Consider the following 24,448-nt stretch of genomic DNA (forward strand, 5'->3'; position numbering starts at 1 on the left):
GCCCTTCACCGCGGGCCAAAGCGGCGACGTGCTGGCGCGCGTGCTCGGCGAGCCGCTGGGCAAGCTCTGGGGCCAATCGCTGGTGGTCGACAACAAGGGCGGCGCGGGCGGCACGCTGGGCAGCAAGGCCGCGGCGGCCGCGCCCGCCGACGGCTACACGCTGCTGCTGGGCTCCAGCGGCCCGCTGGCCGCGGCCCCGCATCTGTACAGGAACGCGGGCTACGATCCGCGCGAACTCACGCCCATCATGAATGTCGCGGGCGTGGCGCAGGCGCTGGTCGTGGCCGCGGATTCGCCGTACAGGACGCTGCAGGATCTGCTGGCCGCGACCAAGGCCGCGCCCGGCGCGCTGAGCTATGGCTCGGGCGGCGTGGGCTCGTTCCAGCACCTGACGTTCGAGCTGCTCAAGCAGCGCACGGGCATGCAGATCAAGCACATTCCCTACCGCGGCAGTGCGCCCGCCTATACCGATCTGATCGGCGGCCAGCTCCAGGCCATGGTCGACTCGCTGCCGGGCGTGCTGCCCCATGTGAAGGGCGGCAAGATGCGCGTGCTCGCGGTCTCCACGCCCAGGCGCGTGCCCCAGCTGCCCGATGTGCCGACCATCGCCGAAAGCGGCGTTGCCGGTTTCGACGCGCTGGGCTGGCTGGGCATTGTCGCGCCCAAGGGCATGGACCCCGGGTTGCGCGATCGCATCAACGCCGACCTGAAGAAAGTGCTGGCCGAAGAGTCGGTCAGGACCCGGCTCGCCAATCTGGGAATGATCACCATCGCCAGCTCGGCGCCCGAGTTCGAGCAGTTCATCGCCAGCGAACTCGCGAAATGGGGCGGCGTGATCAAGACCGCCGGAATCCAACCCGAATAAGAACAGGAAGCACAGCATGCGCATCGTCGACATACGCGAAATCGCCGTCCCGCTCGAAGGCGCGGTCGCCAACGCAGTGGTCAATTTCTCCGAGCACACGGTCTCGCTGGTGGCGGTCATCACCGACGTGGTACGCAACGGCCGGCCGGTGATCGGCATAGGCTTCAACTCGATAGGCCGGTTCGCGCAAAGCGGCATCATTCAAACGCGCATGATCCCGCGCCTGCGCGCCGCCGCGCCGGCCTCGCTGCTCGCCGAAGGCGGGCGGCAATTCGACGCCGCCAAGGTGCTGGCCAGCATCTTGCGCAACGAGAAACCCGGCGGCCATGGCGACCGCGCGGGCGCGGCCGCGGCGATCGAACTCGCGATCTGGGACCTGAACGCCAAGCTCGCCGACGAACCCGCGTACGCGACCATAGCGCGCGCTTTCGGCCGCACACCGCAGGCCACGCCCGTCGAGGTCTACACCGGCGGCGGCTACTACTACGCGGCTGGCACGGGCCAATCGCTGCACGACGAGTTCCAGGCCTACCGCGACATGGGCTTCGAAAGCTTCAAGATGAAGATAGGCGGCGCGCCGCTGGCCGAAGACATGCGGCGCGTCGAGGAGGCGCTCAAGGTGGCGGGCGGCCCGGCCCGGCTGATGGTCGACGCCAACGGCCGCTTCGACCTGGCGACGGCGCAGGCCTATGCCAGGGAACTCAAGCCGCTGGGACTGCGCTGGTTCGAGGAGATCGGCGATCCGCTCGACTATCAGCTCAACCGCGAGGCGATAGAAGCCTATGGCGGGCCGGTCGCGACCGGCGAGAACCTGTTCTCGGCGATAGACACGCTGAACCTGGTGCGCTTTGGCGGAATGCGCCCCGGACTGGACATCTTCCAGATGGATGCGGGCCTGAGCTACGGCCTGACCGAGTACGCGCGCATGATAGACATCCTCGAGGCCCATGGCTTCGATCGGCGCCAGGCCGTGCCCCATGGCGGTCACCTGATCAATCTGCACATCGTCGTCGGCCTGGGCCTGGGCGCCTGCGAAGCCTACCCCGGCGTGTTCCAGCCGTTTGGCGGCTATTCGAGCGCCTGCGAGATCCGCCACGCCAAGGTCCGGCCCAGCGAAGCGCCGGGCTTCGGGCTCGAACAGAAGCAGGAACTCGCGCCGCTGATACGCGAGCTCACGCGCTGAGGTGAGCGCGCGGCCCGGCTTGCATTAGGCAGGGGGCGCGGCGTGCAGGAACGGCGCCTGCTGCAGCGCGCGCGCTATCCATTCCGTCGCCACCTTGACCTTGGCCGAAGTCTCCAGCCGCGCGGGGAACACCGCCCAGATGTTGGCCTCCTGGCGGTACTTGGGCAGCACCTGCACCAGCTTGCCGGCGCGCAGCAGTTCCTGCACATCCCAGATCGAGCGCAGCACAATGCCCATGTCGTTGACCGCCCACTGCACCGCGATCTCGCCGTGGTTGGTCGACATAGGGCCGCGCACGCGCACCGCGACTTCGCGCGCGCCGCTGCGCAGTTTCCAGACGCCGAACGGGTGGTCGCGCTCGCGAATGACCAGGCAGCTGTGCTGGGCCAGATCGGCCAGCGCGCGCGGACTGCCCTTGTCGCGCAGATAGCCGGGCGAAGCGCAAAGAATGCGGTGGTTGGCGGCGATGCGTCTGGCGATATGGTGGGGCGCGATCTCGTCGCCCACGGATGTCCAGGTCGAAGCCTTCGGCGCCCACGTCGACCAGCCGGTCGAACACTTCGAAGCGGATCTCGAGCGCGGGATAGGCCTGGGCCAGGCCGGCCAGTATCGGCCCCACGGCATTGCGGCCGAAGCCGAAGCTGCTCGAGATGCGCAGCACGCCGCGCGGCGCCAGGCGCTTTTCGCGAATGTCCTCCAGCAGGTTGTCGACGTCGTCCAGAATGCGCTGGGCCCACACATAGGTGCGCTCGCCATCCTCGCTCAGGCTGACCTTGCGCGTCGAGCGGTGGAACAGCTGCGCGCCGAGCAGCGTTTCGAGGATCTTCACGCGCTTGGTGATGAACGACGCCGAAACGCCCAGGTCCTTGGCCGCCTGCGAGAAATTGGCGCTGCGCACCACCTGGACGAAGACTTCGAGGTCTTCGGGGCTGGGGAGATGATTGTTCATGAAGTGTGCATTCTGATTTGACAGATCGAGGGATTGTTTCCAATCCTATCGCTGCCTATCATCAGCCATCCCAACCCGTACGCAGAGATTTCCATGAAAAAGAACATGTATCGCATTGCCGCCATTCCCGGCGACGGCATAGGCAAGGAAGTGCTTCCCGAAGGCGTGCGCGTGCTCAACGCCGCGGCGCGGACATTCGGTTTCGACATCGAGTTCGTGCAGTTCGACTGGGCCTCGTGCGACTACTACATGGCCCACGGCACGATGATGCCCGACGACTGGAAGCAGACGCTTGGCGGCTTCGATGCGATTTTCTTCGGCGCCGTCGGCTGGCCCGAACTGGTGCCCGACCATGTGTCGCTGTGGGGCTCGCTGCTCAAGTTCCGGCGCGAATTCGACCAGTACATCAACTACCGTCCCGTGCGGCTGTTCGAAGGCGTTCCCAGCCCGCTGGCCGGGCGCAAGCCGGGCGACATCGACTACATCGTGATCCGCGAGAACACCGAGGGCGAATACACCTCGGTCGGCGGCATCATGTTCGAAGGCACGCAGCGTGAAGTCGTCATGCAGGAAGCGGTCTTCTCGCGCCATGGCGCCGACCGCCTGCTGCGCTATGCGTTCGATCTGGCGCAAAGCCGCCAACGCAAGCATGTGACCGTGGCCACCAAATCGAACGGCATCGCCGTGAGCATGCCCTGGTGGGACAAGCGCGCCGACGCGATCGCCAGCGAGTACCCCGAGGTGGCGCTCGACAAGCAGCACATCGACATCCTGACCGCGCGCTTCGTGCTGCAGCCCGGGCGCTTCGACGTGGTGGCAGCCACCAACCTGTTCGGCGACATCCTGTCCGATCTCGGCCCCGCGACCACGGGAACGATTGGCCTGGCGCCGTCGGCCAACCTCAACCCCGAACGCCTGTTCCCCTCGCTGTTCGAGCCCGTGCATGGCTCGGCGCCCGACATCTACGGCAAGAACATCGCCAACCCGATAGCGATGATCTGGTCGGGCGCGCTGATGCTCGACTTCCTCGGCGAGAAAGCCGCGCACGACCACATCATGGCGGCGATCGAAGACACGCTGCGCAGCGGCCCGCGCACGCCCGACATGGGCGGCACGGCCAGCACGCCCGAAGTCGGCGCGGCGATTGCCGAGCGCGTGCAGCCCGCCTGAGCCGCGCCAGCCAGGCCATCGGCATAGGACAGGCGCATGCCGTTGCGATGACAAGATGGGCCGCGCGCGATCTCTGGACTGGGTCGAACAACTCAAGGAGACCGACCCATGGCCTGGCAGATAGAAACCCGCAACGGCGGCGCGCTGGTGCGCATGAACACCAGCAAGGTCAATGTCCAGAACACGCGGTTCTTCGGCGATCTGCACGCGGCATTCGACCGGCTCGAACGCGATTGCAACGGGCTGCCCGTGGTGCTCACCGGCCAGGGCAATGCCTTTTTGGCGGGCATGAGCGATACGGGCAATCGCCGCGCACAGGATCAGCGGCGGCAGGAAATCATGCACCCGCGCCAGGCAGCAGCCAACACCAAGCCCGCCGCCCAATGCCCAGGCGCCGTGCTGGCCCTGCGTCTCGGCCAGCACGCAGCGGCGCAGCGCGGGCGGCAGCGCGCGCCACCAGTCCCATGGCGCGAGAAAGTCGGCAATGCCCTGGCTGGTGTCAGTCGCGTGCCGGGTCATGGGCTTGAAAGAATGGCAAACACCCGCGCCGGCGCTCAGATCGGCGGCAGCAGCTCGCCGTCCGGCAGACGCACGAAAAAACGCTTGTCGATCAGCACGTTGCGCGCGGTCTCGACCACGATGGACGTGCCCTGATCGGCTTCGCCCGCCACGTAAGAAGCGTAGTACGCGATGTTGGGAATGGGCGGCGACGCGGGCAGGCAGCGCAGCTCGCCGCTGTCCAGATGCTCGCGCAGCACCGGCAGGGGCAGCACCGCGATTGCATGGCCTTCGCGCACCAGGCGCAGCATCAGCGACAGCGAATTGCAGGAGTTGATGCCTTCGAACTCGACGTTGGCGCTGCGCAGCCATTGATGCACGATGGAGTTAAGCGTCGAGGGCGGCGAGTTGGTGACCAGCGGCCATTGCGCGGCGATCTTGGGTGTGAACGGCGCGTCGGGCAAACCCATTTCGCTGGCCGCGATCCAGGCGAAATCGACCCAGCCGAGCAACTGGTCGACCACATGCGCGGCGGAGCTGGCATAGGTGTGCAAGGCCACATCGATCTCGCGCTTGCGCAGCTTCTCGCGCAGCACGCTGCCCACGTCTATCGTGATCTCGACCACCAGCCGCGGATGGCGGCGCTTCAACTGCCGCAGGATTTCCGACAGCGCGACCATGGCCGTGGACTCGTCCGAGCCCAGGCGCAGCACGCCTTCGAGCGGCGGGCCCAGGCGGCCCATGCGTTCGAAATCCTGGGCCGCGCTGAGCACTCTTTCGGCCAGCGTCACCGCGTCCCGGCCTTCGTGCGTGAGCTGCACGCGCTGATTCTTGCGCGTGAACAGCTGCAGGTTCAGCGCCGCTTCGAGCTCCTTGATGCGGCTGGAAATCGCCGGCTGGCTGAAGTTCAGATGCTCGGCCGCGGCATGGATGCTGCCCAGCTTGGCGGTCCAGAGAAATGCTTCGATTTGGCGAAGAGTGGTGCGCATCATTCAGAAATCTTATCAACTATTGCTCAAATAACGCGTTTTTCTTCTGAAAAGCCCGCTGATAGATTGGTGGCTCATTCAATTTTCTGAGCCAGCCATGTACGTACTCAATGCCCTGCCCAAGTCCATCGACCCCGATTTGCTGTCGTTGCTCGTACAGGCCGAGCCTGCGGTCATAGGCCATTTCCGCTACACCGGCTTCGTCAGCCCGGCGATCAAGGCCCACTTCCAGGACCGGCGCGTGGCCGGCACGGCCGTCACGGTGTGCGCACCGGCAATGGACGGCGCGATGGTGCACTACGCGGTCGGCCAGGCCCGGCCCGGCGACTTCCTGGTCATAGACCGCTGCGGCGACGAATCGATCGCCGCGCTCGGCGGCGCCGTCGCCTATGCAGCGCGCGCCGCGGGCGTGGTCGGCATCATCGTCGACGGCCTGGTGACCGACCTGGGCGAGCTGCGCCAGTACGGCGTTCCGGTCTGGTCGCGCGGCACGTCGGCCGTCACCGTCAAGACGCTGGGCCTGGGCGGCGAGTTCTGCGGGCACGTAAGTTGCGGTGGTGTGGGCGTCGTGCCCGGAGACGCCATCCTGGCCGACGAGAACGGCATTCTGGTGCTGCCCGCGGCCGACATCGCGTACAGCGCCAAGCGCGCGCTGCAGATGATGCAGGACGAAAAGAAGACGCTGGCGCGCATAGACGCCGGCGAGAAATACCCCGACATCATGGGCTCGACCCAGGTGATTGAAAAAGCCATCCAGGCAGCCAAGAGCGGCGCATAACGCGCCGCACCCGTTCGACAGCAGACCGATTTTCCCCATCCCCCTCAGGAGCTCCACCATGTCGTCCATTCACTCCACCTCCGTCAAGAACCTGGCCCGCCGCGGCCTGCTGACGCTGTCCCTGCTTGCCGTGGCCGGCTTCGCGAGCGCGCAGCAGCCCGCCTATCCCAAGGGACCGGTGACGCTGGTCGTGCCGTTCCCGCCGGGCGGCAGCGTCGACATGGTGGCGCGCACCATAGGCAAGCAGCTGGGCGAAGCCCTGGGCCAGACCTTCCTGGTGGAAAACCGCCCCGGCGCCTCGGGCAACATCGGTGCGACCTCGGTGGCCCACGCCAAGCCCGACGGCCAGACGCTGTTCGTGAGCAGCTCGGGCGTGCTGACCGCCAACCAGTTCCTCTACAAACGTCCGGGCTTCGACTCGCAAAAGGATTTGACGCCGGTGATCCGCCTGGTCAATCAGCCCAACATCCTGCTGGTGCACCCGTCGCTGCCGGTCAACAGCGTGCAGGACCTGATCAAGCTTGCCAAGGCCCAGCCCGGCAAGATCATCATCGGCAACGCCGGCATAGGCACGGGCCAGGACATCGCCGCGCGCCAGTTCGCCTCGGCCTTCGATCTGAACATGCTGCATGTGCCCTACCGCGGCGGCGCACCCGCGATGAACGACCTGCTGGGCGGCCAGATCCAGGTGATGTTCGAGACTTCGCCCACGGCCCTGCCCTATGCCAAGGAGCGCAACGGCAAGCTGCGCGCCATCGCCATCACCAGCGCCACGCGCTCGCCGCTGGTGCCCGATCTGCCCACCGTGGCCGAGTCCGGCGTGCCGGGCTTCGACTCGATCACCTGGATAGGCCTGACGGCGCCGGCCGGCACGCCGCCCGCGATCATCACGCGCCTGAACTCCGAGCTCAACAAGGCCCTCAAGGGCGAGATGGGCAAGAAGTTCGCCGAGTTCAGCCTCGACCCCATAGGCGGCACGCCGCAGGAAATGGCGGACATGCTGCGCAAGGATTCGGCCAACTACGGCGCGATTCTCAAGGCCGCGGGCGTGGAGCCGCAGTAATCACCGCCCAGCATTGAAGAAAGGCGCGCATGCAATACGTTCATCTCGGCAATTCAGGCCTCGAAGTCTCGCGCATCTGCCTGGGCACGCTCAATTTCGGCTCGCCCGCGTGGCGCTCCTGGATTCTCGATGAGCAAGGCGCGCGCCCGCTGTTTCGCCAGGCCGTGGAGCTGGGCATCAACTTCTTCGACACCGCCGACACCTACTCGGGCGGCGAGTGCGAAGTGGTCACGGGAAAGCTGCTGGCGCAGTTCTTCCCCGGCAGCCGGCGCGAGGAGGCCGTGATCGCGACCAAGGTGTTCAACCCCGTGGACATGGCTTTCGAAGGCGATCGCGCGGCCGATTTTCGCCGCCGTCCCAACAAGGACGGCCTGGGCCGCAAGCGCATCCTGCATGCGGTCGATGCCTCGCTGCAGCGCCTGGGCGTGGACTATATCGACCTCTACCAGATCCACCGCTTCGACCCCGACACGCCGCTGGAGGAATCGCTCGAGGCACTGCATGACGTGGTCAAGGCGGGCAAGGTGCGGTATCTGGGAGCGAGCAGCATGTGGGCCTGGCAGTTCGCCAGGATCCAGCAGACCGCGCGCGACCACGGCTGGAGCCGCTGCATCAGCATGCAGAACCACTACAACCTGCTCTACCGCGAAGAAGAGCGCGAGATGATTCCGCTGTGCCAGGACCTGGGCGTGGCGCTGCTGCCCTGGAGCCCGCTGGCGCGCGGCTTTCTCGCCGCCCAGGGCGAGGGCAGCGCCACGTCGGCGCGCGCCGCGGCCGACCAGACCACGCAGCGCTTCTACGGCCGGCCCGAAGACCAGGCCACGCGCGCGCGCCTGCATGCGCTGGCCGCTGAAAAAGGCGTGAGCGCCGCGACGCTGGCCTATGCCTGGCTGCTGCACAAGGGCGTGACTTCGCCCATCGTCGGCGCGAGCAAGCCGCAGCAGATCGAGGAGGCGGTGCGCGCCACATCGCTGACGCTCACGCCCCAGGACATCGCACACCTGGACAGCGGCTATGCGCCGCGCCCCGTGCTGGGGCACAGCTGAAGCCTCATTCCATTTCGTTCATCAGGAGACAAAACAACATGGCCAAGCCGCACCATCTTCAAGGCATCTATTCCCCCGTGCTGACGCCTTTCAAGGCCGATCTTTCGCCCGACAGCACCGAATTCGTGCGCCATTGCCAATGGCTGCTGGGCCAGGACGTGGGGCTGGCGGTGTTCGGCACCAATTCCGAAGCCAACTCGCTGTCGGTCGGCGAGCGCAAGGGGCTGCTCGATGCACTGCTTGAATCGGGTGCGCCGCCCGCGCGGCTTTTGCCCGGCACCGGCTGCTGCGCGCTGAGCGACACGGTGGAGCTCACGCGCCATGCGACGGCCGCGGGCGTGGGCGGCGTGCTGATGCTGCCGCCGTTCTATTACAAGGGCGTATCGGACGACGGCCTGTTTCGCAGCTATGCCGAAGTGATAGAACGCGTGGGCGACAGCCGGCTGCGCGTCTATCTGTACCACATCCCGCCCGTGGCCCAGGTGTCGATCAGCCTGGCGCTGATCGAGCGCCTGCTCAAGGCCTATCCCGGCACGATCGCCGGCATCAAGGACAGCTCGGGCGACTGGAACAACACCGAAGCCGTGCAGCGCGAATTCGGCGCCCAGGGCTTCGACGTGTTCGCCGGCAGCGAAGTGTTCTTGCTGCGCACGCTGCGCGCGGGCGGCGCGGGCTGCATCACGGCCACGGGCAACGTGAACCCCGCGCCCATGGTGGCGCTGTACAACAGCTGGCGGCAGGAAGGCGCCGATGCCCAGCAGGCCCAGCTCGACGCCACGCGCGCCATCTTCCAGCAGCACAACATGATTCCCGCAATGAAGACCGCGGTCGCGCGCTTCAGCGGCGTCGATGCGTGGCGCACGCTGCGCCCGCCGCTCACAGCGCTGACCGCGCCGCAGGAAGACGCTCTCGCGCGGGCGCTGGAAAATCACGGCTTTCAAATGGAAGGGGTCAGCGCATGAGCCACGATCAACTCGCCGCCCTGCCCGTGCACCAGCTGTCCGGGCTGATACAGCGGCGCGAAATTTCCCCGGTCGAGCTGGTGGATTCCTGCCTGACCAACATCGCCCGGCACGAACCCCGGCTGCAGGCTTTCGTCGCCGTGCATGCCGATGCGGCCAGGCTGGCGGCGCAAGGTGCGCAAGCCGCGCTACGCGCCGGCCATTCGGTCGGGCCGCTGCACGGCATTCCCATTGCGCTCAAGGACCTGATCGAGATCGAAGGCCAGGTGTTCACGGGCGGCAGCGAAGCCTTCAGGGAGCGCCGTGCCACGCGCAGCGCCACGCTCGTGCAGAAGCTGCTCTCCCAAGGCGTGATCGTTCTGGGCAAGACGCATACCGTGGAATTCGCCATGGGCGGCTGGGGCACGAACACGCGCCGCGGCACGCCGTGGAATCCCTGGGACATGGAGGTGCAGCGCACGCCCGGCGGCTCGAGCAACGGCTCGGCCGTGGCCGTCGCCGGCCGGCTCGTGCCCTGGGCCGTGGGCACGGATACCGGCGGCTCGATACGCATGCCCGCTTCGTGGTGCGGCATCACGGGCCTGAAAACCACCATAGGCCGCATCAGCGGCCACGGCATACAGCCGCTGAGCCCCACGCTGGACACGCCCGGCCCCATGGCGCGCTGCGTGGAAGACGTGGCCTTGCTCTACGCGGCGCTGCAGGGCCGGGACCCGCTCGATCCGCTGACCACCGGGCTCTCCTATGCAGACCCGCTGCCCGCGCTCAAGCGCGGCATTCGCGGCCTGCGCCTGGCGCGCATGCCCGACAGCGAGCGCGGCTATGCGTCGGCCGAAGTGCTTGCCGCCTATGACGAATCGCTGCGCCTGCTGGCCTCGCTGGGCGCCGAGATCGTGACGCTGGAGCTGCCGTTCCGCTTCGAGGATGTGGCGGCGTTCAACATGCGCATCATGGCCGCCGAAAGCTATGCGCTCTACCATGCGCTGATCGACGATCCGGCCGCGCCGCTGGACCCCGACGTGCGCCCGCGCATCGCGGCCGGCAGAGACATCAGCGCGCGCGCCTATCTCGAAGCCATGCAGCAGCGCAATGTGATGAAGCAGCAGTTCGCGCTCGCCATGCAGGGCATCGATGCGCTGCTCACGCCCAGCACCATGACCACGGCCCTGCCGCTGAGCGCGGTGGACCAGACCAAGGCGCCGGCGCACTACACGCGCTTTGGCAATTACCTCGATCTGTGCGGGCTGTCGCTGCCCAACGGCCTCGACTCCCAGGGCCTGCCCACGTCGCTGCAGATCGTCTGCCGCGGCCAGCAGGAAGACCTGGCGCTGCGCATAGGCTGGGCCTGCGAGCAGGCGACCGATTGGCACGCGCGCCTGCCGCCGGCGCTGACCTAGGCCGCAGCCTTCAGTTCTCGCGCAGACCTTCGCTCGACAGGCTGCGCGCGTAGACAGCGAGCACGATGCGCTCGGAATGCGTGAGGTAGTCCTGCAGCGTGTCGGCCGCCTTGGCATAGTTGCCGGCTTCGGCGATTTCCAGGATCTGCTGGTTCATGTCGACATAGGGCGCATGCAGGAACTCCGCGTCCTTCATGAAGCCGAAAGCCAGCCGCAGCTCGGCCAGCACGGGCGCGAACATCTGGTTGAGGCGCTCGCTGTCGGCGAGCTCCACGATGGCCATGTGGAAATCCATGTTGGCCGTGCCCACGACCGCCCAGTCTGCCTGGGCGCGGCCGCGCACGCTGGCTTCCACCGCCGCGCGCATGTGGCGCTTGGCCGGGTGCAGCGGATAGGCGTTGCGCAGCGCCTGGCATTCGATCAGCCGGCGCACTCTGTAGATATCGATGATCGCGGCAATCGTCGGCACGGAGACAAACACGCCGCGGTTGGGCGTGTGTTTCACCAGACCGTCCTTGGTCAGGATGCGGAATGCCTCGCGCAGCGTATTGCGCGATACGCCGAGTTCGTCCGCCAGCGACTGCTCCGACAAACGCATGCCGGGAGATAGCTCGCCATGCACGATCTTCAGGCGAAGCTGCTCGGCAATGCGATCGCTGAGGCTTTCGCAGGTCAATGGATGTGGGCTGGACATGATGGAAAAAGCGTTGGACAGCGCATTAGTATCCGGTTTTTTTCTCTCGGCGTTCCGTGCGTCCGACGTCTCCAGGAAACGCGCGTCGCCGCCGCGGTTCTTGTGCAGGGGCGAGAGCCGGTTTCGCACCCAACTGTCGCAGCAGTTTTTTTCGCGCCTCGCGCCCTGGCCACACCGCGTTCAGGGGCGGCTGATGCACTGCGGCGTGTTCGGTTCGGCGCAGGCAGCAGCCTGACCGGGCCGGTGTTCCTGACCAAGACCATGGACTTCACGGGCATTGCGGCGATCGTCACCGGTGGCGCACAGCGTGCCCCACTTGCCGCCGCGCGGCCGGAGGTCTCACTGCGCGGCGTCGAACACCGCGAGCTTGAGGCTGTGCGACTGCCCTATCCACAGCGCGCGATCGCGGTGATCGCCCAGGCCGTCGCCGGTATTCGGGTGGATGAAGACATCGAGCGCGCCATGGTTCAACGCCAGCCAGCCGACGACCTGGCTGAAATCCTGCGGCCCGATGATCATCTGGTAGCTCCACATGGGATGCGGCCCCACGGGCTTCTCGTGGAACCGCCCCATGACGATGCGCCCCGCGAGCTCGCGCTCTATGGTTTCGCGCAGCGCCCAGGCAGCCTGCCGGCTGGCGGCATCGAAATACACATGGGCGTGCCAGTCTTGGATCAGGGCGGTATTCAAAGAGGTCATGGTCTTTCCAGTTTCGGAAGGTGCGCGATGGCGCCAGTGTCGGCGATTTTTAGCCGCTAAAAATCCGCCCACGCCCGCTGCTGTGCGGCGGACATTTCAGCCGCGCAGCTCAGCGCTGCGCAAGAATGGTCGCCTCGAGCCGCGCCAGCGTCGCGTCATCCAGGCGCGCCTGCTCCCTCGCCAGGCGCAACAGCCGCAGCGACACTTCGCGGTACAAGTCCAGGTTGTCCGGATTCACCGCCGTGAGCTCGCGCATGTGCAGCGCGACCACATCCGCATCGCCGCGCGAGATCGGCCCGGCAATCGCCCCCGCCAGGCCCTTGGCCGCAGCCGTTTCCAGCGTGCCGCGCGCCAGCGGCAGCAGCGCGGCCAGCGCCTGCTCGTCGCCTACGCCGAAGCTGTTCCACAGGTCGCAGGCTTCGCGCAGCAGCGACAGCAAAAAGCTGGCGCCATAGTTGGTCGCGCAGTGATAGCGTCCGCGCGCGCCCGCAGGCAGCTTGATCGCGCGGTAGCCCACGGCCTGGGCCAGCTGCTGCAGCGCGGTCTCGAGCGCGGCTTCGGCCTCGATCGCCACACTGCTGCCGGCCATGCAGCGCAGCGCCACGTCGGGATCGGCGAACAGCTGCAGCGGATGAAAGCCGCCTATCCATGCGCCCTGCTGCGCGGCCGTGCCCAGCACCGCAACTTCGGTTGCGCCGCTGCAATGCACCACCATCTGGCCGGTCCGCCACCTGATCGCGCGCGCCACGTCTTCAATGGCCGCATCGTTCACGGCGACGAACACCAGGTCCGCCAGGTCTGCCGCCTGCTGGGCGCTGGCGCACAGCTGGCAGCCGGCGATGGACTGGGCCAGCGGCGCGGCACGCTGCTGGCTGCGCGCCGCAATCGCCACCACGTCGAAACCGGCCTGGTGAAATGCCGGCGCCAGGGCCTGCGCCAGCCGGCCCGCGCCTATGAATGCAATTTTCAAGAGCGGTCGAGGTCCTGTGGCGGCACCGCATACGCGCTGCGGTCCTTGCCGACCAGCCATTTCGGCTCTCTGCCCAGTCCCGACCAACCGGCGCCGGTGAGCGGATTGCGGAACCTGATCTGGGCCTTGGGCTTTTCGCGCTTGACGGGCTCGGGTGTCCAGGGAAAGACCTGCTGGGCGGTGAAGCCAAATTCGCCCACGAGGTCCTTGACCCTGGCCAAGGCCGCGCCGGCTTGCTCGGCGCGCGCCTGGGCGATTTTCTTGTCCAGCTTCTGCTGTTCGATGAGTAGTTCTTTGTAAGTCGGCATGGCGGTGGCAGCGCTTGGTCGGGCGGCCGGATTGATTTGACAGCAGCTTAACGCAGACGCGCCCGCAGCCCACGCAATCGCGCCATGCCTGGAGACAAAAAGAGCTGCAGGCCGGACTTTGGCCGGCCGCAGGGGCTCACATATGCGTCAGCGCCGCCATGTGTTCGGCGAAGCCGCCCGCATCACTGGCGGCGTTCACATGGTCGAAATAGCCATACCAGCCGCTGGAGCGTATGCCGGCCAGCAGCGCGGCGCGCGACTGCGCATCGGGAAAGCGCCAGATGCCCAGATAACGGTGGTCGCTGGCCTGGTCTATGCCCGGCTCGGTAGATGCCAATGCAAGGACTTCTACGCCCAGGCTCGACAGCCCGGCCATCGCGGCCTGTATGCCGCCGAGGAATTGCTGGCGCTGCGTCGCGGACAAAGCCTGCCAGCGCGCATTGGGGGAATACAGTTCGACCAGGTAATGGGACACGGAAAAATCCTTTGCATGGAAAGTTGTGCGGCCGGCGCAAGGGCGCGCGGTTTGCCGGAGCGCACACCCTTGTTTGCGCCGCAAATGATAGCCCCCTTATTGTAAGCCGCCTTATCATATGCCATGCATTGGCCGTGTGCGTCTGTTCGGGTGCCACGTGCCACGGCAGCAGACCGTGGCCACAGCGGCATGCGGCTCAGCGCGCGAGCCGCTGCTCGGCGAGTGCCTGCGCAGAGAAGTCGAACACGATGTCGGTGTCGGGCACGACCAGATCGTGCTTCTTGCCGGCGTAGTCAATGCGCGAAAGAATGTCGCGTATCAGGTTGAGGCGCGCCAGGCGCTTGTTGTCGGCGTGCACCACGCGCCAGGGCGAGGTGGCCGTATGCGTCTGCAGCAGCATCTCGTCGCGCGCCGACGAATACGCTTTCCAGTGCTTGAGCGCCACGGCATCGATCGCGCCTATCTTCCACTGCTTGAGCGGGTCGCGGCGGCGGTCCTCGAGACGCTGCTTTTGTTCGGGCTTGCTGATATCGAGGTAGTACTTGAGCAGCGTGATGCCCGAGTTGACCAGCATCTGCTCGAACGGCGCCACCGATTGCATGAACTCCGCATGCTGCGCCTCGGTGCAAAACCCCATGACCTTCTCCACGCCCGCGCGGTTGTACCAGCTGCGGTTGAAAAGCACGAACTCCTGGGCGGTGGGCAGATGGGCGACATAGCGCTGGAAGTACCAGGCGCTGCGGTCGCGGTCCGAGGGCGCGCCCAGGGCCACGACCCGCGTCTCGCGCGGGCTCAGGTGCTCGATGATGCGCTTGATGCTGCCGTCCTTGCCGGCAGCGTCGCGGCCCTCGATCAGCACCAGTATCTTGTCGCCGCATTCGATGAAGTGGCGTTGCAGCTTGACCAGCTCGATCTGCAGCTGCAGCAGTTGCGACTCATAGTCCTGCTCTGAAATGGAAGAATCCTCAGGCGCGCGCGCAGCACCTGGCGCCGCGGATTTGCTGGCGGATTTCTTGTGTTCCTTTTTGCCCATGAGTCACTTCTCCCTTTGGTTGCTAAGTGCCCGGCCGCGGCGGGGCCGCATCCATGGCAAGGTGATTCTCCATGCGCGCGGCGCTCAGGTCTTCGCCATATGCCGCCTGATCAGTGCAATCAGTTCGTCGATGTCCAGCGGCTTGACCAGGTGGGCATCGAAGCCTGCGTTCCTTGCCAGCTCGCGATCGCTTTCATCGCCCCAGCCCGTCGCGGCCACGATCAATGTTTCGCCGCCCCATGGCGTGGAACGGATGGCGCGCGCGAGATCGTTGCCGCTCATCTGCGGCAGGCCCAGATCCAGCACGGCGACCTCGACCTTCTGATCGGCCAGCAGTGCCAGCGCTTCCTCACCCGAGCCCGCGGTGACGACATCGAAGTCGTCGAGCAATTGAGACATGGACCAGACCACGTCGGGATTGTCGTCGACCAGCAGCACGCGCGCGCGCAGCGCTTCACCGCCCGCAGCCGGCAGCACCGCGGCCGGTGCGTGCGTTGCGACCGTTGCGTCCGGTGCACCCGGCGCGCTCGGCATGCCGTTCAAGGGAATGCGCACCACGAAGCGGCTGCCCAGGCCCAGGCCAGGGCTTTCACCGTGCACGCTTCCCTGGTGCAGTTCGACGATGCTGCGCACCAGCGCCAGCCCAATGCCCAGGCCGCTTTGGCTGCGCCAGCCATCACGTGTTTCCTGGGTGAACATGGCAAACATGGCGTCCACGCGTTCGGGCTCCATGCCTATGCCGTTGTCCTGCACGCTCATCGTCACCCAGCCATCCGCAACCGTCACCTGCAGATCGATTTGCCCCCCCGAGGGCGTGTACTTGATCGCGTTGATGAGCAGATTGGAAAGCACCTGTGTCAGGCGCACCGGATCGGCCTGCAGCGTGACCGGCGTCTCGGGCAGATCCAGCTGCAGGCGGTGCTGCGCGGACTGCAACAGCGCGCGCGTGGATTCGAGCGCAGCCTGCACGATGTCGTGCAGCGGCACGCTGACGGGATGCAGATCGAGCCTTCCCAGCTGCAGGCGCGAGACGTCCAGGAGATCGTCGAGCAGCACCTTCATGGTCTGTGTCTGGCGGCGCACGATGTCGGCCGCCCGGGCCTGCTCCTCGCGCGGCAGCTTCCAGTGCGAGAGCGCGATCGACGCGTTGCTGATCGATGCCAGCGGGTTGCGCAACTCGTGCGACAGCACGGCGAGAAAACGGTCCTTGGCCTCGTCCTGCGCCTGCAAGTTGACGCGCGCGCTCTCGTTTTCGCGCAGCGCCTGCAGCAGCTCCGACCTGCTGTCCTCCAGCGCCTGTTGGGCCGCCCTCTGACAGCTCTGGTCACGCAGGATTTTCAGCAGGCCCACGGCCTTGCCGTCCGTATCGCGCATGGCCATCGTCGTGCCGCTGGACCAGAACTGCGTGCCGTTCTTGCGCCGGTGCAGCCGGTCGTCGCTGGCGCGGCCTTGCTCAATGGCCGTCTGCGCTTCGAGTTCGGGCGCGCTCTGGCGGCGGTCTTCATCGGTGAAGATCAAATCGGCGAGCTGACCCAGCGCCTCGGCTTCGGTATAGCCCAGCAGGCGCTCGGCCCCGGTATTCCAGGTGGTGATGCGGCGCTCCAGGTCCGTGGAGAAAATGGCATAGTCCACGGCGTTCTCCATCATCAGCCGCTGCCACTGCGCGCTTTCACGCAGCGCGGCCTCCGCGCGCTTGCGCTCGGTGATGTCCGTGCAGACGAGAATCGCGGCCGCGGGCGCGCCATGCGGGTCGGCGAGAAAACTCAGGCTGTTGTGCAGCCAGATGGTGCTGCCATCCTTGCGCAGGCAGCGCTCCTCGACCTGAAACTGCTCGCGCGCCGTTCCCAGCCGCTCGAACTTCAACGCGCTCTGGGCACGGTCTTCGGCATGGACCAGCTCCAGCAGCTGCAGACCGACCAATTCCTCGCAGGCGTAGCCCAGCAGCTGCGCATAGTGCTGGTTGGCGAAAATGATGCGTCCGTCGAGCTCGGCCTGGACCACGCCCACGGCAGCCTGGTTGACGATGACGCTGGAGCGGTCTTCGGACTGGCGCAAGGCCTCCGCGTCCTTCAGCCGCTCGGTGATATCGACGAAAGTCAGCACCACGCCGGCGATATGGTCGTCCACCGTGCGATAGGGCAGCATGCGCACCAGATAGGAACGTCCGGGAGGCGTGCCGATCTGCCGCTCCACGGGCGCGAGCCGCTCGAGCACCAGCGTCGCATCGGCCACGAGCTCCGGGTAGTGCAGCTGCGTGTGCAGGTGCGCCAGCGGCCGGCCGATGTCGGAGGCGATGAAATTGAACAGGGTCACGGCCGACGGCGTATAGCGCGTGATGCGCAGCTGGCGGTCGAGGAACACGGTCGCGATGGCCGTGGCGTCCATCAGGTTCTGCATGTCGCTGTTCGCATGCCCGAGCTCGTCGACCTTGCTCTTGAGTTCATGGTTGACCGTGGTGAGTTCCTCGTTGATCGACTGGAGCTCCTCGCGGCTGGTTTCAAGCTCTTCGGTCGCCGAGCGCAGCTCTTCGTTCATGGCCTGCAACTCTTCGTTGCTCGACTTGAGTTCCTCGGTCGAAGTCTCGTATTGCTCGACCGTTTCGCGCAGCTGGGACTTGAGCCGCTCCACTTCCCGGTCGAGGTGATCGGCCACATGGTCCGCGCCCGGGCGCACCCAGGCCGAGGGCTGCAGCGGCTGGGCTTGGGACGCGCTGGACGGCTGCAGCTTGATGGTGATCAGCGCCATGCCGGGCGCCACATCGGACACCGCATGCACGTCGATTCCCAGCATCACGGTATCGCCGCCGATCTCCAGCGCCGATGCCGGCACGCTGGCATGCTCTCCGGAGCTCGACACCTTGTAGAGCGCGGCGCGCAGTTCGATGCGCAGCGCCGGATGGATCAGCCGCAGCAGATTGCGCGTGGGCTCGCCGCCGCCCATGCTCAGGAACCTGCCCGCGCTCGGCGACATATGGACGATTTCCTGCTCGGCGTTGATGAGAATGGACGGAGCGCTCAGATGCTCGAGCAGCTTGAGATGCACTTCGGCCCACGACACCGTGCGCCCGCCGAACTCCAGCGCAGCGCGCGCCGCGTCCGGCCTGGGGCGCGCCAGCGCGGCGTTCGCCACGACAGGGCCGCTGAGCGCCGAAGTTTGCGTCTGCATTGCCAGCGCAATCGCATTGGCGCCGCCGGGAAGGGGCTGGCCGGTGCGCGGCTTATGGCGCTGGCCGAAAAGACGGTGCTTCTTGTCGATCACCGAGAAATGCTGGCTTCCTTCCTCTATCGACTCCGACGAACCCAGAAACAGCGTGCCGCCAGGCAGCAGCGCGAAATGGAAGATGTCGAGCACGCGCGCCTGGGCATCGCGGTTCAGATAGATCAGCAGATTGCGGCAGGACACCAGGTCGACGCGCGAGAAGGGCGAGTCGCGCAGCACGTCATGGACGGCGAACAGCACGCACTCGCGCAGCTCGCGGCGCACGCGATAGCCGCGCACATCCTTGACGAAGAAGCGGCGCAGACGGTCTTCCGACACGTCGCCGGCAATGGACGCGGGATAGATGCCTTCGCGCGCAATCCGGATCGCGTTGTCATCGAGGTCGCTGGCAAAGACCTGCACCGCGGGCGGCGAGTCGAGCAGCCGCGCCTGCTCGGTCAGCAGCATGGCGATGGAATAGGCCTCCTCGCCGGTCGCGCAGCCCGCGACCCACACGCGCACCGCGTCGGCGCTGGATTTGCCCTTGAACAGGCCTGCCAGTTGCGCCTCCAGCGCCGCGAAACAGTCGGTGTCGCGAAAGAAGTTGGTCACGCTGATCAGCAGGTCCTGCAGCAGCGCCCCGGCTTCGCCCGGGCGCGTGCGCAGGCAATCCAGATAGCCTATCAGGTCGGAGATGTTGTTGACCTGCATGCGCCGGCCCACGCGCCGCACCACCGTGGCGCGCTTGTAATAGGAGAAATCGCGTCCGGTGCGGCTGCGCAGAAAGGCCAGCACATCGCGCAGCGCCGTCTCGTCGTGTTCGGCGCTGGCGTGCGGGCTGCCCTGGCCAGCCGCCGATTCGTATGGCAGGCGCAGGGCGCGCTCCATGCTCATGTACTGCGCCACGCGCGCGGACATCTGCGCCACCGGCAAGGTCCAGTCCACCATGCCGGTGGCGATCGCCGCCAGCGGCATGCTGTTGACCTGCGCCTCTTCAGGATCCTGGACGATGGTCAGGCCGCCGCGCTCCTTGATGCGCTTGATGCCCAGCGCGCCGTCGCCGTCCGCACCGGACAGCACGATGGCCGCGGCATGCGGACCATGGCTGTCTGCCAGCGTGCGAAAGAAAATGTCGACGGTGATGTGCCGGTGCCGGGTCACGGGCAGCGGCGCGAGCTGGAGGTGTCCATCGAAGGTCTGCAAGCTCCTGCCCGGAGGGATCACATAGACCGTATCGGGCTCCACCTTGACCGTGTCCTGCACCTGGAGCACGCGCATGGAAGTGCAGCGCTGCAGCACTTCGGCCAGAATGCTGTCGTGCTCCGGCGACAGATGCATGACCACCACATAGGCCACGCCCGACTGGGGATTGGCGTTGGAGAAGAAACCGCGCAAGGACTCGAGGCCGCCTGCCGAGCCGCCCAGGCCGACCACGGGAAGCATCTGGTATCCGCGTGTGGGAACCGCATTGTCGAGCGCATCGTCTAATGCTTGCTCGGCATGGTCGGGCGTTACGTTCGGCATGTGGCTTCCTTGCTGATCAATCCTGTTTTGCTATTATAAATATAGCGTCCCGACAGGTGGTCAAGCGGGGCGCTCAACCCTGGGGTCGCCCGATCGCGGCACAGCGGCGCTGGCGAAGACCCGACGGTCTCGCGATGCCAGCCGCCATGCGCGAACATGGCCACTTGATCGTCCAATGCCCAAGCATAACGCTGCGCCGCGGCAATTTCTGCATGCCCACTTGCACCGAACAAGCCTGGCGTTGACCTCAGGACAGCTTCTTCCAGGTGCGGCCGTCCACGGTGCGATAGGTTCCACCGGTGGCGCAGCAGCCTCCCGCGCCGAAGGCCATGCGGCCCAGCGTCACCGTCAGCGCGCCGGCCTCGAACGACATGGACTGGCGCTGGCACGCAGTCCACATGGGATAGAAATCCGGCGCCAGAACGCTTTCCCAGCGAATCTCGCCCAGTCCAGGGCTTTCGACGCGATAGACCTCGCAATCGTGCAGCAGCAGGAACACGCTTTCGCCGCCCAGCTCGCCCTGGAAGACATGCTGCGGGAGCGCGGCGCGCGTGGCAATCGCTTCCTTGCTCATCATCGGGTCCGACGGGCGCTCGCAGGCCGCCAGGCCGAGCGCCAGCAGCAGACCCAGGAGGCGAGAAAATGGTGCGGTCATGCGCACAAGTATCCCAGCTTTGCCGGCGCGCGGCGCAGGCCTGACCGCAAGAGGTGCTACATCGGCTCGATCAGCGCTTTCTTCATCATCGCTTCGGTCAGCGCCATCTCCTGGGTGAACGCACGCCGGAAGGTCTCGCCATCCATGGGCGCGACATTGCCGCCCTGCTCCTCCAGCGCCGCGACCACCGACGGCTGGCGCAGCGCCTTCTCGAAGGCGGCGCGCATGCGCGCCACCACGGGCTCGGGCGTGCCCATGGGCACGGACACCCCGCCCCAGGACATCAGTTCCACGCCGCGCACGCCAAGCTCGGCAAGCGTGGGCACCTCGGGCAGCTTGGGGTTGCGCCGCGGGCCCGCGATCGCCAGTGCGCGCAGCTTGCCCGCGCGGATGTTGGCGTAGGCCACCGAGAAGATCGGCGCGCCGAAGGCCACCTGCTTTCCCATGACCGCATTGACGATTTCGGACGCGCCCTTGTAGGGCACATGGGCCACCTGGGCGTCAACAGCGCTTAGCAGCAGCTCCACCCCGAGGTGCGAAGGCGTGCCCACGCCGCCCGAGGCGTAGTCGAGCCTGCCCGGCGCCCGGCGCGCCCTGGCAATGAGCTCGTCGAGCGTGCGTATGTCGGACGCGGCGTTGACGATGATCACGATGTCCGAACTGGTCAGGCCCATCACATGCTGGAAGTCCTTGAGCGCATCGTAGCCGGGCGCCTTGTACATGTGCATGCTCGCGGCCATGGGCGCGCTCGAGTAGATCCAGGTGTAGCCATCGGGCGCGGCCTTGGCGACCAGGCGCGCGCCCAGGTTGCCGCCCACGCCGCCGCGGTTCTCGATGATCACCGGCTGGCCCAGTTCGCGCGCCACGGCTTCATGCACCACGCGCGCCGTGGTGTCGGGCGCCGTGCCCGCGAGAAACGGCACGACCCACTTGATGGGGCGTGCCGGCCAGGGCCCGGCGGCGCGCGCCATGCCCAGGCCCAGCAGCGCGGGCGCGGGCAGCAGACTGGCGGCGAGCGAACGGCCGAGAAACTGCCGTCGTGAGGTGTGAGGGGTCATCTGGCTTGTCTCCTGTTGTTGTATCGGGCAAGGGCCTGCGCGCTTCAGGCACGCGCGGCCAGCAGTTCCTTGGCAATGGTGTTGCGCTGGATCTCGCTGGTGCCCGTGAGCACGCGGTACATGCGCAGCATGCGGAACAGGAACTCGACGCGCCGGCCCTGCACGATGCCTTCGCCGCCATGGATCTGCACCGCCCGGTCGGCGACGCGGAACGCGGTTTCCGAGCAGAACAGTTTGGCCATCGAAGCCTCGGCGCGCGCCTGGCTGCCGGCGTCGATCTGGCGCGCCGTGCCCAGCATCAGCGCGCGCGCCGCGCTCAGCTCGGTCGCCATGTCGGCCAGCAGGTGCTGAATTGCCTGGAACTCGGCGATCGCGCGGCCGAACTGGCGCCGCTGCAGCGCATAGTCGCGCGCATCGCGCAGCGCCACCTGGGCCAGGCCCAGCATGGCCGGGCAGTGCAGCAGCCGGTTGACGGTGATGCGCCCGAGCGCAAGCGCCAGGCCGCGGCCGGGCGCGCCTATCAGGTTGGCCGCCGGCACGCGGCAGGCCTCGAGCACGATGTCGCCGGTATGCGACTGGCCGGCCATGGTCTTGTAGCCGGCTTCCACGCGCACGCCCGCGGACTTGAGATCGACGAAGAACGCGGAGATCTCGCGCTGCGCCGGGTCGCTGGCCGTGGAAGCCATCAGCACCGCATGGTCGGCGAACGGCGCGCCCGAGATGAAGCGCTTGCGCCCGTCGATCACGAAGTCGTCGCCGACGCGCACCGCCCGGGTCTGCAGCGCGCCCGCGTCCGAGCCGGCCTCGGCTTCGGTCAGCGCAAAGCAGATGGCCTTGTCGGCCTGCGCCACGGGCGCAATGAACTGCTGCAGCTGCCAGGGCGTGGCCTGGTGGGCCAGCGCGCCCACGCGCGGCGGACCGCTGAGCTCGCCCAGCACATGCGGCGCAAACGGCGAGCCGCTGGCATAGATCGCCTCCTTGATCAGCACATGGTCCAGCACCGACAGCTCCAGCCCGCCCATGGAGGCGGGCAGCGTCATGCCGTAGAAACCCAGCGCCTGCGAGCGCTTCCAGACCTGCTGCAGCAAGGCGCGGTCCGCGCCATGCTCGTGGTCCACGCCATGCGTGCCGGCCAGCGCGGCCAGTTCACCCCACAGGAAGTCGTTGATGCGCGCGATCAGGTCGGCGGCACGCGCCGAACCCTCGAACGGCGCGTCGAACAGCGGCGCGGGCATGGCTGAGATGGAATCGTTTTTCATGCGGGTCTCCTTGGGTTTCAGTTCACCATGCGGCTGTGGCCGGTCCAGTAGCGCGCCTGTATCGCCTTGCGCATCACCTTGCCGTTGGGGTTCTTGGGCAGCGCGGCGACGAATTCGATATGCCGCGGGCGCTTGAAGCCGCCGAGCAGCGGCGCGCAAAAGCGCTCTATGGCCGCGGAGTCCATGGTGCGGCCGGGCTTGAGCACCACATGCGCGGCCACGGCCTCGCCCCATTTCTCGTCGGGTATGGCGAATACGCAGGCATCGGCAATCGCCTCGTGCTGGTAGAGCACGGCTTCCACTTCCGAGGGATAGACGTTGAAGCCGCCGCTGATCACCATGTCCTTCTTGCGGTCGACGATGTAGACATAGCCCTGTTCGTCCGCGCGCGCCAGATCGCCCGTGTGGTAGCGGCCGTCCTTCAATACTTCGGCCGTGAGTTCGGGCGCGCGCCAGTAGCCGGCGAAGACATCCGGGCCGCTGACGACGATCTCTCCGATTTCGCCCGCGGCCACTGGCTGGCCCGCATCGTCGACGATCTCCACCAGCGATTCGAGAAACGGCCGCCCGCACGACGCCAGGCGCTCGGGCATGGCGGCGCGCGCGAACAGATGGTCCTCGACCGACAGCCCGCAGACGCCCGACGTGGTCTCGCCCGCGCCGTAGCCCTGCGACAGCACGGGCCCGAACACATCCATGGCGCGCAGGATGCGCGCCGGCGCCATGGGCGCTGCGCCATACCCCAGGCGCAGCAGGTCGGGCAAGGGCCGGTACTGGCCGTCGAGCTCGGCCAGCAGCATGTTGATCATCGTCGGCACCATGAAGGTATGCGTCACGCGCTCGGCACGCATCTCGGCAATGAAGCGTCCGGGCTCGAATCCGGCGAACAGCCGTATGGTCACGCCGCTGCACAGCGCGGGCAGCAGCTGCATTCCCGACGCATGGGTGATGGGCCCGACCAGGCCCAGCAGGTGGCCGCAGCGCATGCCGTCCGAGCGCATGAGGAACTTGCGCAGCTGCGCCAGGCGGTTGCCGAAAGTCTGCATCGCGGCCTTGAGCACGCCCGACGACCCCGAGGTGTAGTGCAGCACGGCCACCTCGTCGGCCGTGACGCGCTCGGGCGTGAATGCATCGCTGGCCTGGGCCAGCGCGGTCTCGTAGGCGTTCTGCGCCGGGCCGTCGAGCAGCAGCAGCCGCGGCATGGCGCCCTGGATGTGGGCGCGAAACGCCTCGGCGCGCTCGGCCGTGGTGACGATCACCGCCGCCGCGCTGTTGGCCGCGATCTCGCCGACTTCTGCCGGCGACAGCCGGGCATTGAACGGCGCCTTGATGAACGCCGCCTTGTAGCAGGCCAGTTCGATCTCGACGATCTCGGTGCAATTGGGCAGGTAGATGCCCACGCGGTCGCCGCGCCCCAGCCCCATGCCGCGCAAGGCATTGGCCAGGCGATTGGAGCGCTGCTCCAGTTCGGCATAGGTCAGGCTGCGCGTGGCACTGGTGACGGCGGTGTGCGAGGCAAAGGCGCGCGCGCTGCGCGCGACAAGTTCGCCTACATTGGCGATGAAGGGGGCGGGCTGTGGCATAGGTCTCCTGTATTCGTCCGGTCCGTGTCGGCCGGGCGTGAAGCCAATGTCACAGAAGACGGCGGCCAGGAGGAAATACCGTTTGCTGATGC

At 66.9% G+C, this 24,448-nt stretch carries 21 protein-coding genes and 1 pseudogene; 9 read left to right on the forward strand and 13 right to left on the reverse strand.

Annotation, left to right across the window (positions count from 1 at the left end):
* Nucleotides 1-865, forward strand: an 865-nt coding sequence (locus RR928_RS04445; RefSeq protein WP_332681602.1) for a Bug family tripartite tricarboxylate transporter substrate binding protein, incomplete at its 5' end; no start/stop codon positions are given.
* A gap of 16 nt (nucleotides 866-881) precedes the next feature.
* Nucleotides 882-2,048, forward strand: a complete 1,167-nt coding sequence (locus RR928_RS04450) for an enolase C-terminal domain-like protein (RefSeq protein ID WP_332534146.1) — start codon at nucleotides 882-884, stop codon at nucleotides 2,046-2,048.
* 24 nt (nucleotides 2,049-2,072) lie between these two features.
* On the opposite strand, the pseudogene RR928_RS04455 reads toward RR928_RS04450, so the two are convergent.
* Nucleotides 2,073-2,997, reverse strand: a pseudogene (locus RR928_RS04455) (LysR substrate-binding domain-containing protein).
* Nucleotides 2,998-3,090: 93 nt separating this feature from the next.
* Here RR928_RS04455 and RR928_RS04460 point away from each other — a divergent pair.
* Nucleotides 3,091-4,167 (forward strand): tartrate dehydrogenase, encoded by a 1,077-nt coding sequence (locus RR928_RS04460; RefSeq protein ID WP_332534147.1) that lies wholly within the window; start codon nucleotides 3,091-3,093, stop codon nucleotides 4,165-4,167.
* A gap of 108 nt (nucleotides 4,168-4,275) precedes the next feature.
* Nucleotides 4,276-4,821, forward strand: a complete 546-nt coding sequence (locus RR928_RS04465) for a hypothetical protein (protein WP_332681603.1) — start codon at nucleotides 4,276-4,278, stop codon at nucleotides 4,819-4,821.
* Here RR928_RS04465 and RR928_RS04470 read toward each other — a convergent pair.
* Nucleotides 4,722-5,654 (reverse strand): LysR family transcriptional regulator, encoded by a 933-nt coding sequence (locus RR928_RS04470; protein WP_332534148.1) that lies wholly within the window; start codon nucleotides 5,652-5,654, stop codon nucleotides 4,722-4,724. The genes RR928_RS04465 and RR928_RS04470 overlap by 100 nt on opposite strands.
* Before the next feature lie 97 nt (nucleotides 5,655-5,751).
* Between RR928_RS04470 and RR928_RS04475 the strand changes: the two genes are divergently transcribed.
* The 5 genes from RR928_RS04475 to RR928_RS04495 are packed head-to-tail and all read left to right on the forward strand — an operon-like array spanning nucleotide 5,752 to nucleotide 10,900.
* Nucleotides 5,752-6,432 (forward strand): RraA family protein, encoded by a 681-nt coding sequence (locus RR928_RS04475; protein ID WP_332534149.1) that lies wholly within the window; start codon nucleotides 5,752-5,754, stop codon nucleotides 6,430-6,432.
* A gap of 58 nt (nucleotides 6,433-6,490) precedes the next feature.
* Complete coding sequence (locus tag RR928_RS04480) at nucleotides 6,491-7,495, forward strand: Bug family tripartite tricarboxylate transporter substrate binding protein (protein ID WP_332534150.1); 1,005 nt, start codon at nucleotides 6,491-6,493, stop codon at nucleotides 7,493-7,495.
* A 29-nt stretch (nucleotides 7,496-7,524) separates the two neighbouring features.
* Nucleotides 7,525-8,541 (forward strand): aldo/keto reductase, encoded by a 1,017-nt coding sequence (locus tag RR928_RS04485; protein WP_332534151.1) that lies wholly within the window; start codon nucleotides 7,525-7,527, stop codon nucleotides 8,539-8,541.
* 38 nt (nucleotides 8,542-8,579) lie between these two features.
* Nucleotides 8,580-9,503, forward strand: a complete 924-nt coding sequence (locus RR928_RS04490) for a dihydrodipicolinate synthase family protein (protein WP_332534152.1) — start codon at nucleotides 8,580-8,582, stop codon at nucleotides 9,501-9,503.
* Nucleotides 9,500-10,900 carry an amidase gene (locus RR928_RS04495; protein WP_332681605.1) on the forward strand — a complete coding sequence of 467 codons (1,401 nt, stop codon included), beginning with the start codon at nucleotides 9,500-9,502 and terminating at the stop codon, nucleotides 10,898-10,900. The genes RR928_RS04490 and RR928_RS04495 overlap by 4 nt, the downstream gene beginning before the upstream one ends.
* 10 nt (nucleotides 10,901-10,910) lie before the next feature.
* Here the strand turns inward: RR928_RS04495 and RR928_RS04500 are convergent, their stop codons facing one another.
* The 11 genes from RR928_RS04500 to RR928_RS04550 all read right to left on the reverse strand — a co-directional run bounded on the left by RR928_RS04500 (nucleotide 10,911) and on the right by RR928_RS04550 (nucleotide 24,356).
* Nucleotides 10,911-11,594 (reverse strand): GntR family transcriptional regulator, encoded by a 684-nt coding sequence (locus RR928_RS04500; RefSeq protein WP_332534154.1) that lies wholly within the window; start codon nucleotides 11,592-11,594, stop codon nucleotides 10,911-10,913.
* Between the two features lie 339 nt (nucleotides 11,595-11,933).
* Nucleotides 11,934-12,293, reverse strand: coding sequence for a DOPA 4,5-dioxygenase family protein (locus RR928_RS04505; RefSeq protein WP_332547566.1), 360 nt, complete (start codon nucleotides 12,291-12,293; stop codon nucleotides 11,934-11,936).
* Between the two features lie 109 nt (nucleotides 12,294-12,402).
* Complete coding sequence (locus tag RR928_RS04510) at nucleotides 12,403-13,263, reverse strand: Rossmann-like and DUF2520 domain-containing protein (protein ID WP_332534156.1); 861 nt, start codon at nucleotides 13,261-13,263, stop codon at nucleotides 12,403-12,405.
* Entirely contained in the window at nucleotides 13,260-13,571 is a 312-nt protein-coding gene (locus RR928_RS04515; protein ID WP_332534157.1) for an H-NS histone family protein, read from the reverse strand. Before RR928_RS04515 ends, RR928_RS04510 begins: the two co-directional genes overlap by 4 nt.
* Nucleotides 13,572-13,707: 136 nt before the next feature.
* Nucleotides 13,708-14,046, reverse strand: coding sequence for a DUF6616 family protein (locus RR928_RS04520; protein WP_332534158.1), 339 nt, complete (start codon nucleotides 14,044-14,046; stop codon nucleotides 13,708-13,710).
* Nucleotides 14,047-14,242: 196 nt separating this feature from the next.
* Nucleotides 14,243-15,079, reverse strand: a complete 837-nt coding sequence (ppk2, locus tag RR928_RS04525; RefSeq protein WP_332534159.1) for a polyphosphate kinase 2 — start codon at nucleotides 15,077-15,079, stop codon at nucleotides 14,243-14,245.
* 84 nt (nucleotides 15,080-15,163) lie between these two features.
* Nucleotides 15,164-19,801, reverse strand: coding sequence for a CheR family methyltransferase (locus RR928_RS04530; RefSeq protein ID WP_332681608.1), 4,638 nt, complete (start codon nucleotides 19,799-19,801; stop codon nucleotides 15,164-15,166).
* Between the two features lie 247 nt (nucleotides 19,802-20,048).
* A complete protein-coding gene (locus tag RR928_RS04535; protein WP_332534161.1) occupies nucleotides 20,049-20,456 on the reverse strand; it encodes a hypothetical protein in 408 nt (135 codons plus the stop codon).
* Between the two features lie 56 nt (nucleotides 20,457-20,512).
* Complete coding sequence (locus RR928_RS04540) at nucleotides 20,513-21,514, reverse strand: Bug family tripartite tricarboxylate transporter substrate binding protein (protein ID WP_332534162.1); 1,002 nt, start codon at nucleotides 21,512-21,514, stop codon at nucleotides 20,513-20,515.
* Between the two features lie 44 nt (nucleotides 21,515-21,558).
* The gene (locus RR928_RS04545; RefSeq protein ID WP_332534163.1) at nucleotides 21,559-22,773 is read right to left on the reverse strand and encodes an acyl-CoA dehydrogenase family protein; all 1,215 of its coding nucleotides are present in this window, start codon (nucleotides 22,771-22,773) and stop codon (nucleotides 21,559-21,561) included.
* 17 nt (nucleotides 22,774-22,790) lie between these two features.
* Nucleotides 22,791-24,356 (reverse strand): AMP-binding protein, encoded by a 1,566-nt coding sequence (locus RR928_RS04550; protein WP_332534164.1) that lies wholly within the window; start codon nucleotides 24,354-24,356, stop codon nucleotides 22,791-22,793.
* Nucleotides 24,357-24,448: the final 92 nt, after the last annotated feature.

Source organism: Comamonas sp. (assembly GCF_036666375.1).
Taxonomy (GTDB): Bacteria; Pseudomonadota; Gammaproteobacteria; order Burkholderiales; family Burkholderiaceae_C; genus Comamonas.

What these genes read in the sequence shown, in the direction of transcription:
- RR928_RS04545 (WP_332534163.1), bottom strand. Translation starts at nt 22,773, where the DNA reads ATGAAAAACGATTCCATCTCAGCCATGCCCGCGCCGCTGTTCGACGCG.
- RR928_RS04540 (WP_332534162.1), bottom strand. Translation starts at nt 21,514, where the DNA reads ATGACCCCTCACACCTCACGACGGCAGTTTCTCGGCCGTTCGCTCGCC.
- RR928_RS04495 (WP_332681605.1), top strand. Translation starts at nt 9,500, where the DNA reads ATGAGCCACGATCAACTCGCCGCCCTGCCCGTGCACCAGCTGTCCGGG.
- RR928_RS04465 (WP_332681603.1), top strand. Translation starts at nt 4,276, where the DNA reads ATGGCCTGGCAGATAGAAACCCGCAACGGCGGCGCGCTGGTGCGCATG.
- RR928_RS04500 (WP_332534154.1), bottom strand. Translation starts at nt 11,594, where the DNA reads ATGTCCAGCCCACATCCATTGACCTGCGAAAGCCTCAGCGATCGCATT.
- RR928_RS04485 (WP_332534151.1), top strand. Translation starts at nt 7,525, where the DNA reads ATGCAATACGTTCATCTCGGCAATTCAGGCCTCGAAGTCTCGCGCATC.
- RR928_RS04505 (WP_332547566.1), bottom strand. Translation starts at nt 12,293, where the DNA reads ATGACCTCTTTGAATACCGCCCTGATCCAAGACTGGCACGCCCATGTG.
- RR928_RS04475 (WP_332534149.1), top strand. Translation starts at nt 5,752, where the DNA reads ATGTACGTACTCAATGCCCTGCCCAAGTCCATCGACCCCGATTTGCTG.
- RR928_RS04460 (WP_332534147.1), top strand. Translation starts at nt 3,091, where the DNA reads ATGAAAAAGAACATGTATCGCATTGCCGCCATTCCCGGCGACGGCATA.
- RR928_RS04450 (WP_332534146.1), top strand. Translation starts at nt 882, where the DNA reads ATGCGCATCGTCGACATACGCGAAATCGCCGTCCCGCTCGAAGGCGCG.
- RR928_RS04535 (WP_332534161.1), bottom strand. Translation starts at nt 20,456, where the DNA reads ATGACCGCACCATTTTCTCGCCTCCTGGGTCTGCTGCTGGCGCTCGGC.
- ppk2 (WP_332534159.1), bottom strand. Translation starts at nt 15,079, where the DNA reads ATGGGCAAAAAGGAACACAAGAAATCCGCCAGCAAATCCGCGGCGCCA.
- RR928_RS04550 (WP_332534164.1), bottom strand. Translation starts at nt 24,356, where the DNA reads ATGCCACAGCCCGCCCCCTTCATCGCCAATGTAGGCGAACTTGTCGCG.
- RR928_RS04490 (WP_332534152.1), top strand. Translation starts at nt 8,580, where the DNA reads ATGGCCAAGCCGCACCATCTTCAAGGCATCTATTCCCCCGTGCTGACG.
- RR928_RS04470 (WP_332534148.1), bottom strand. Translation starts at nt 5,654, where the DNA reads ATGCGCACCACTCTTCGCCAAATCGAAGCATTTCTCTGGACCGCCAAG.
- RR928_RS04530 (WP_332681608.1), bottom strand. Translation starts at nt 19,801, where the DNA reads ATGCCGAACGTAACGCCCGACCATGCCGAGCAAGCATTAGACGATGCG.
- RR928_RS04515 (WP_332534157.1), bottom strand. Translation starts at nt 13,571, where the DNA reads ATGCCGACTTACAAAGAACTACTCATCGAACAGCAGAAGCTGGACAAG.
- RR928_RS04480 (WP_332534150.1), top strand. Translation starts at nt 6,491, where the DNA reads ATGTCGTCCATTCACTCCACCTCCGTCAAGAACCTGGCCCGCCGCGGC.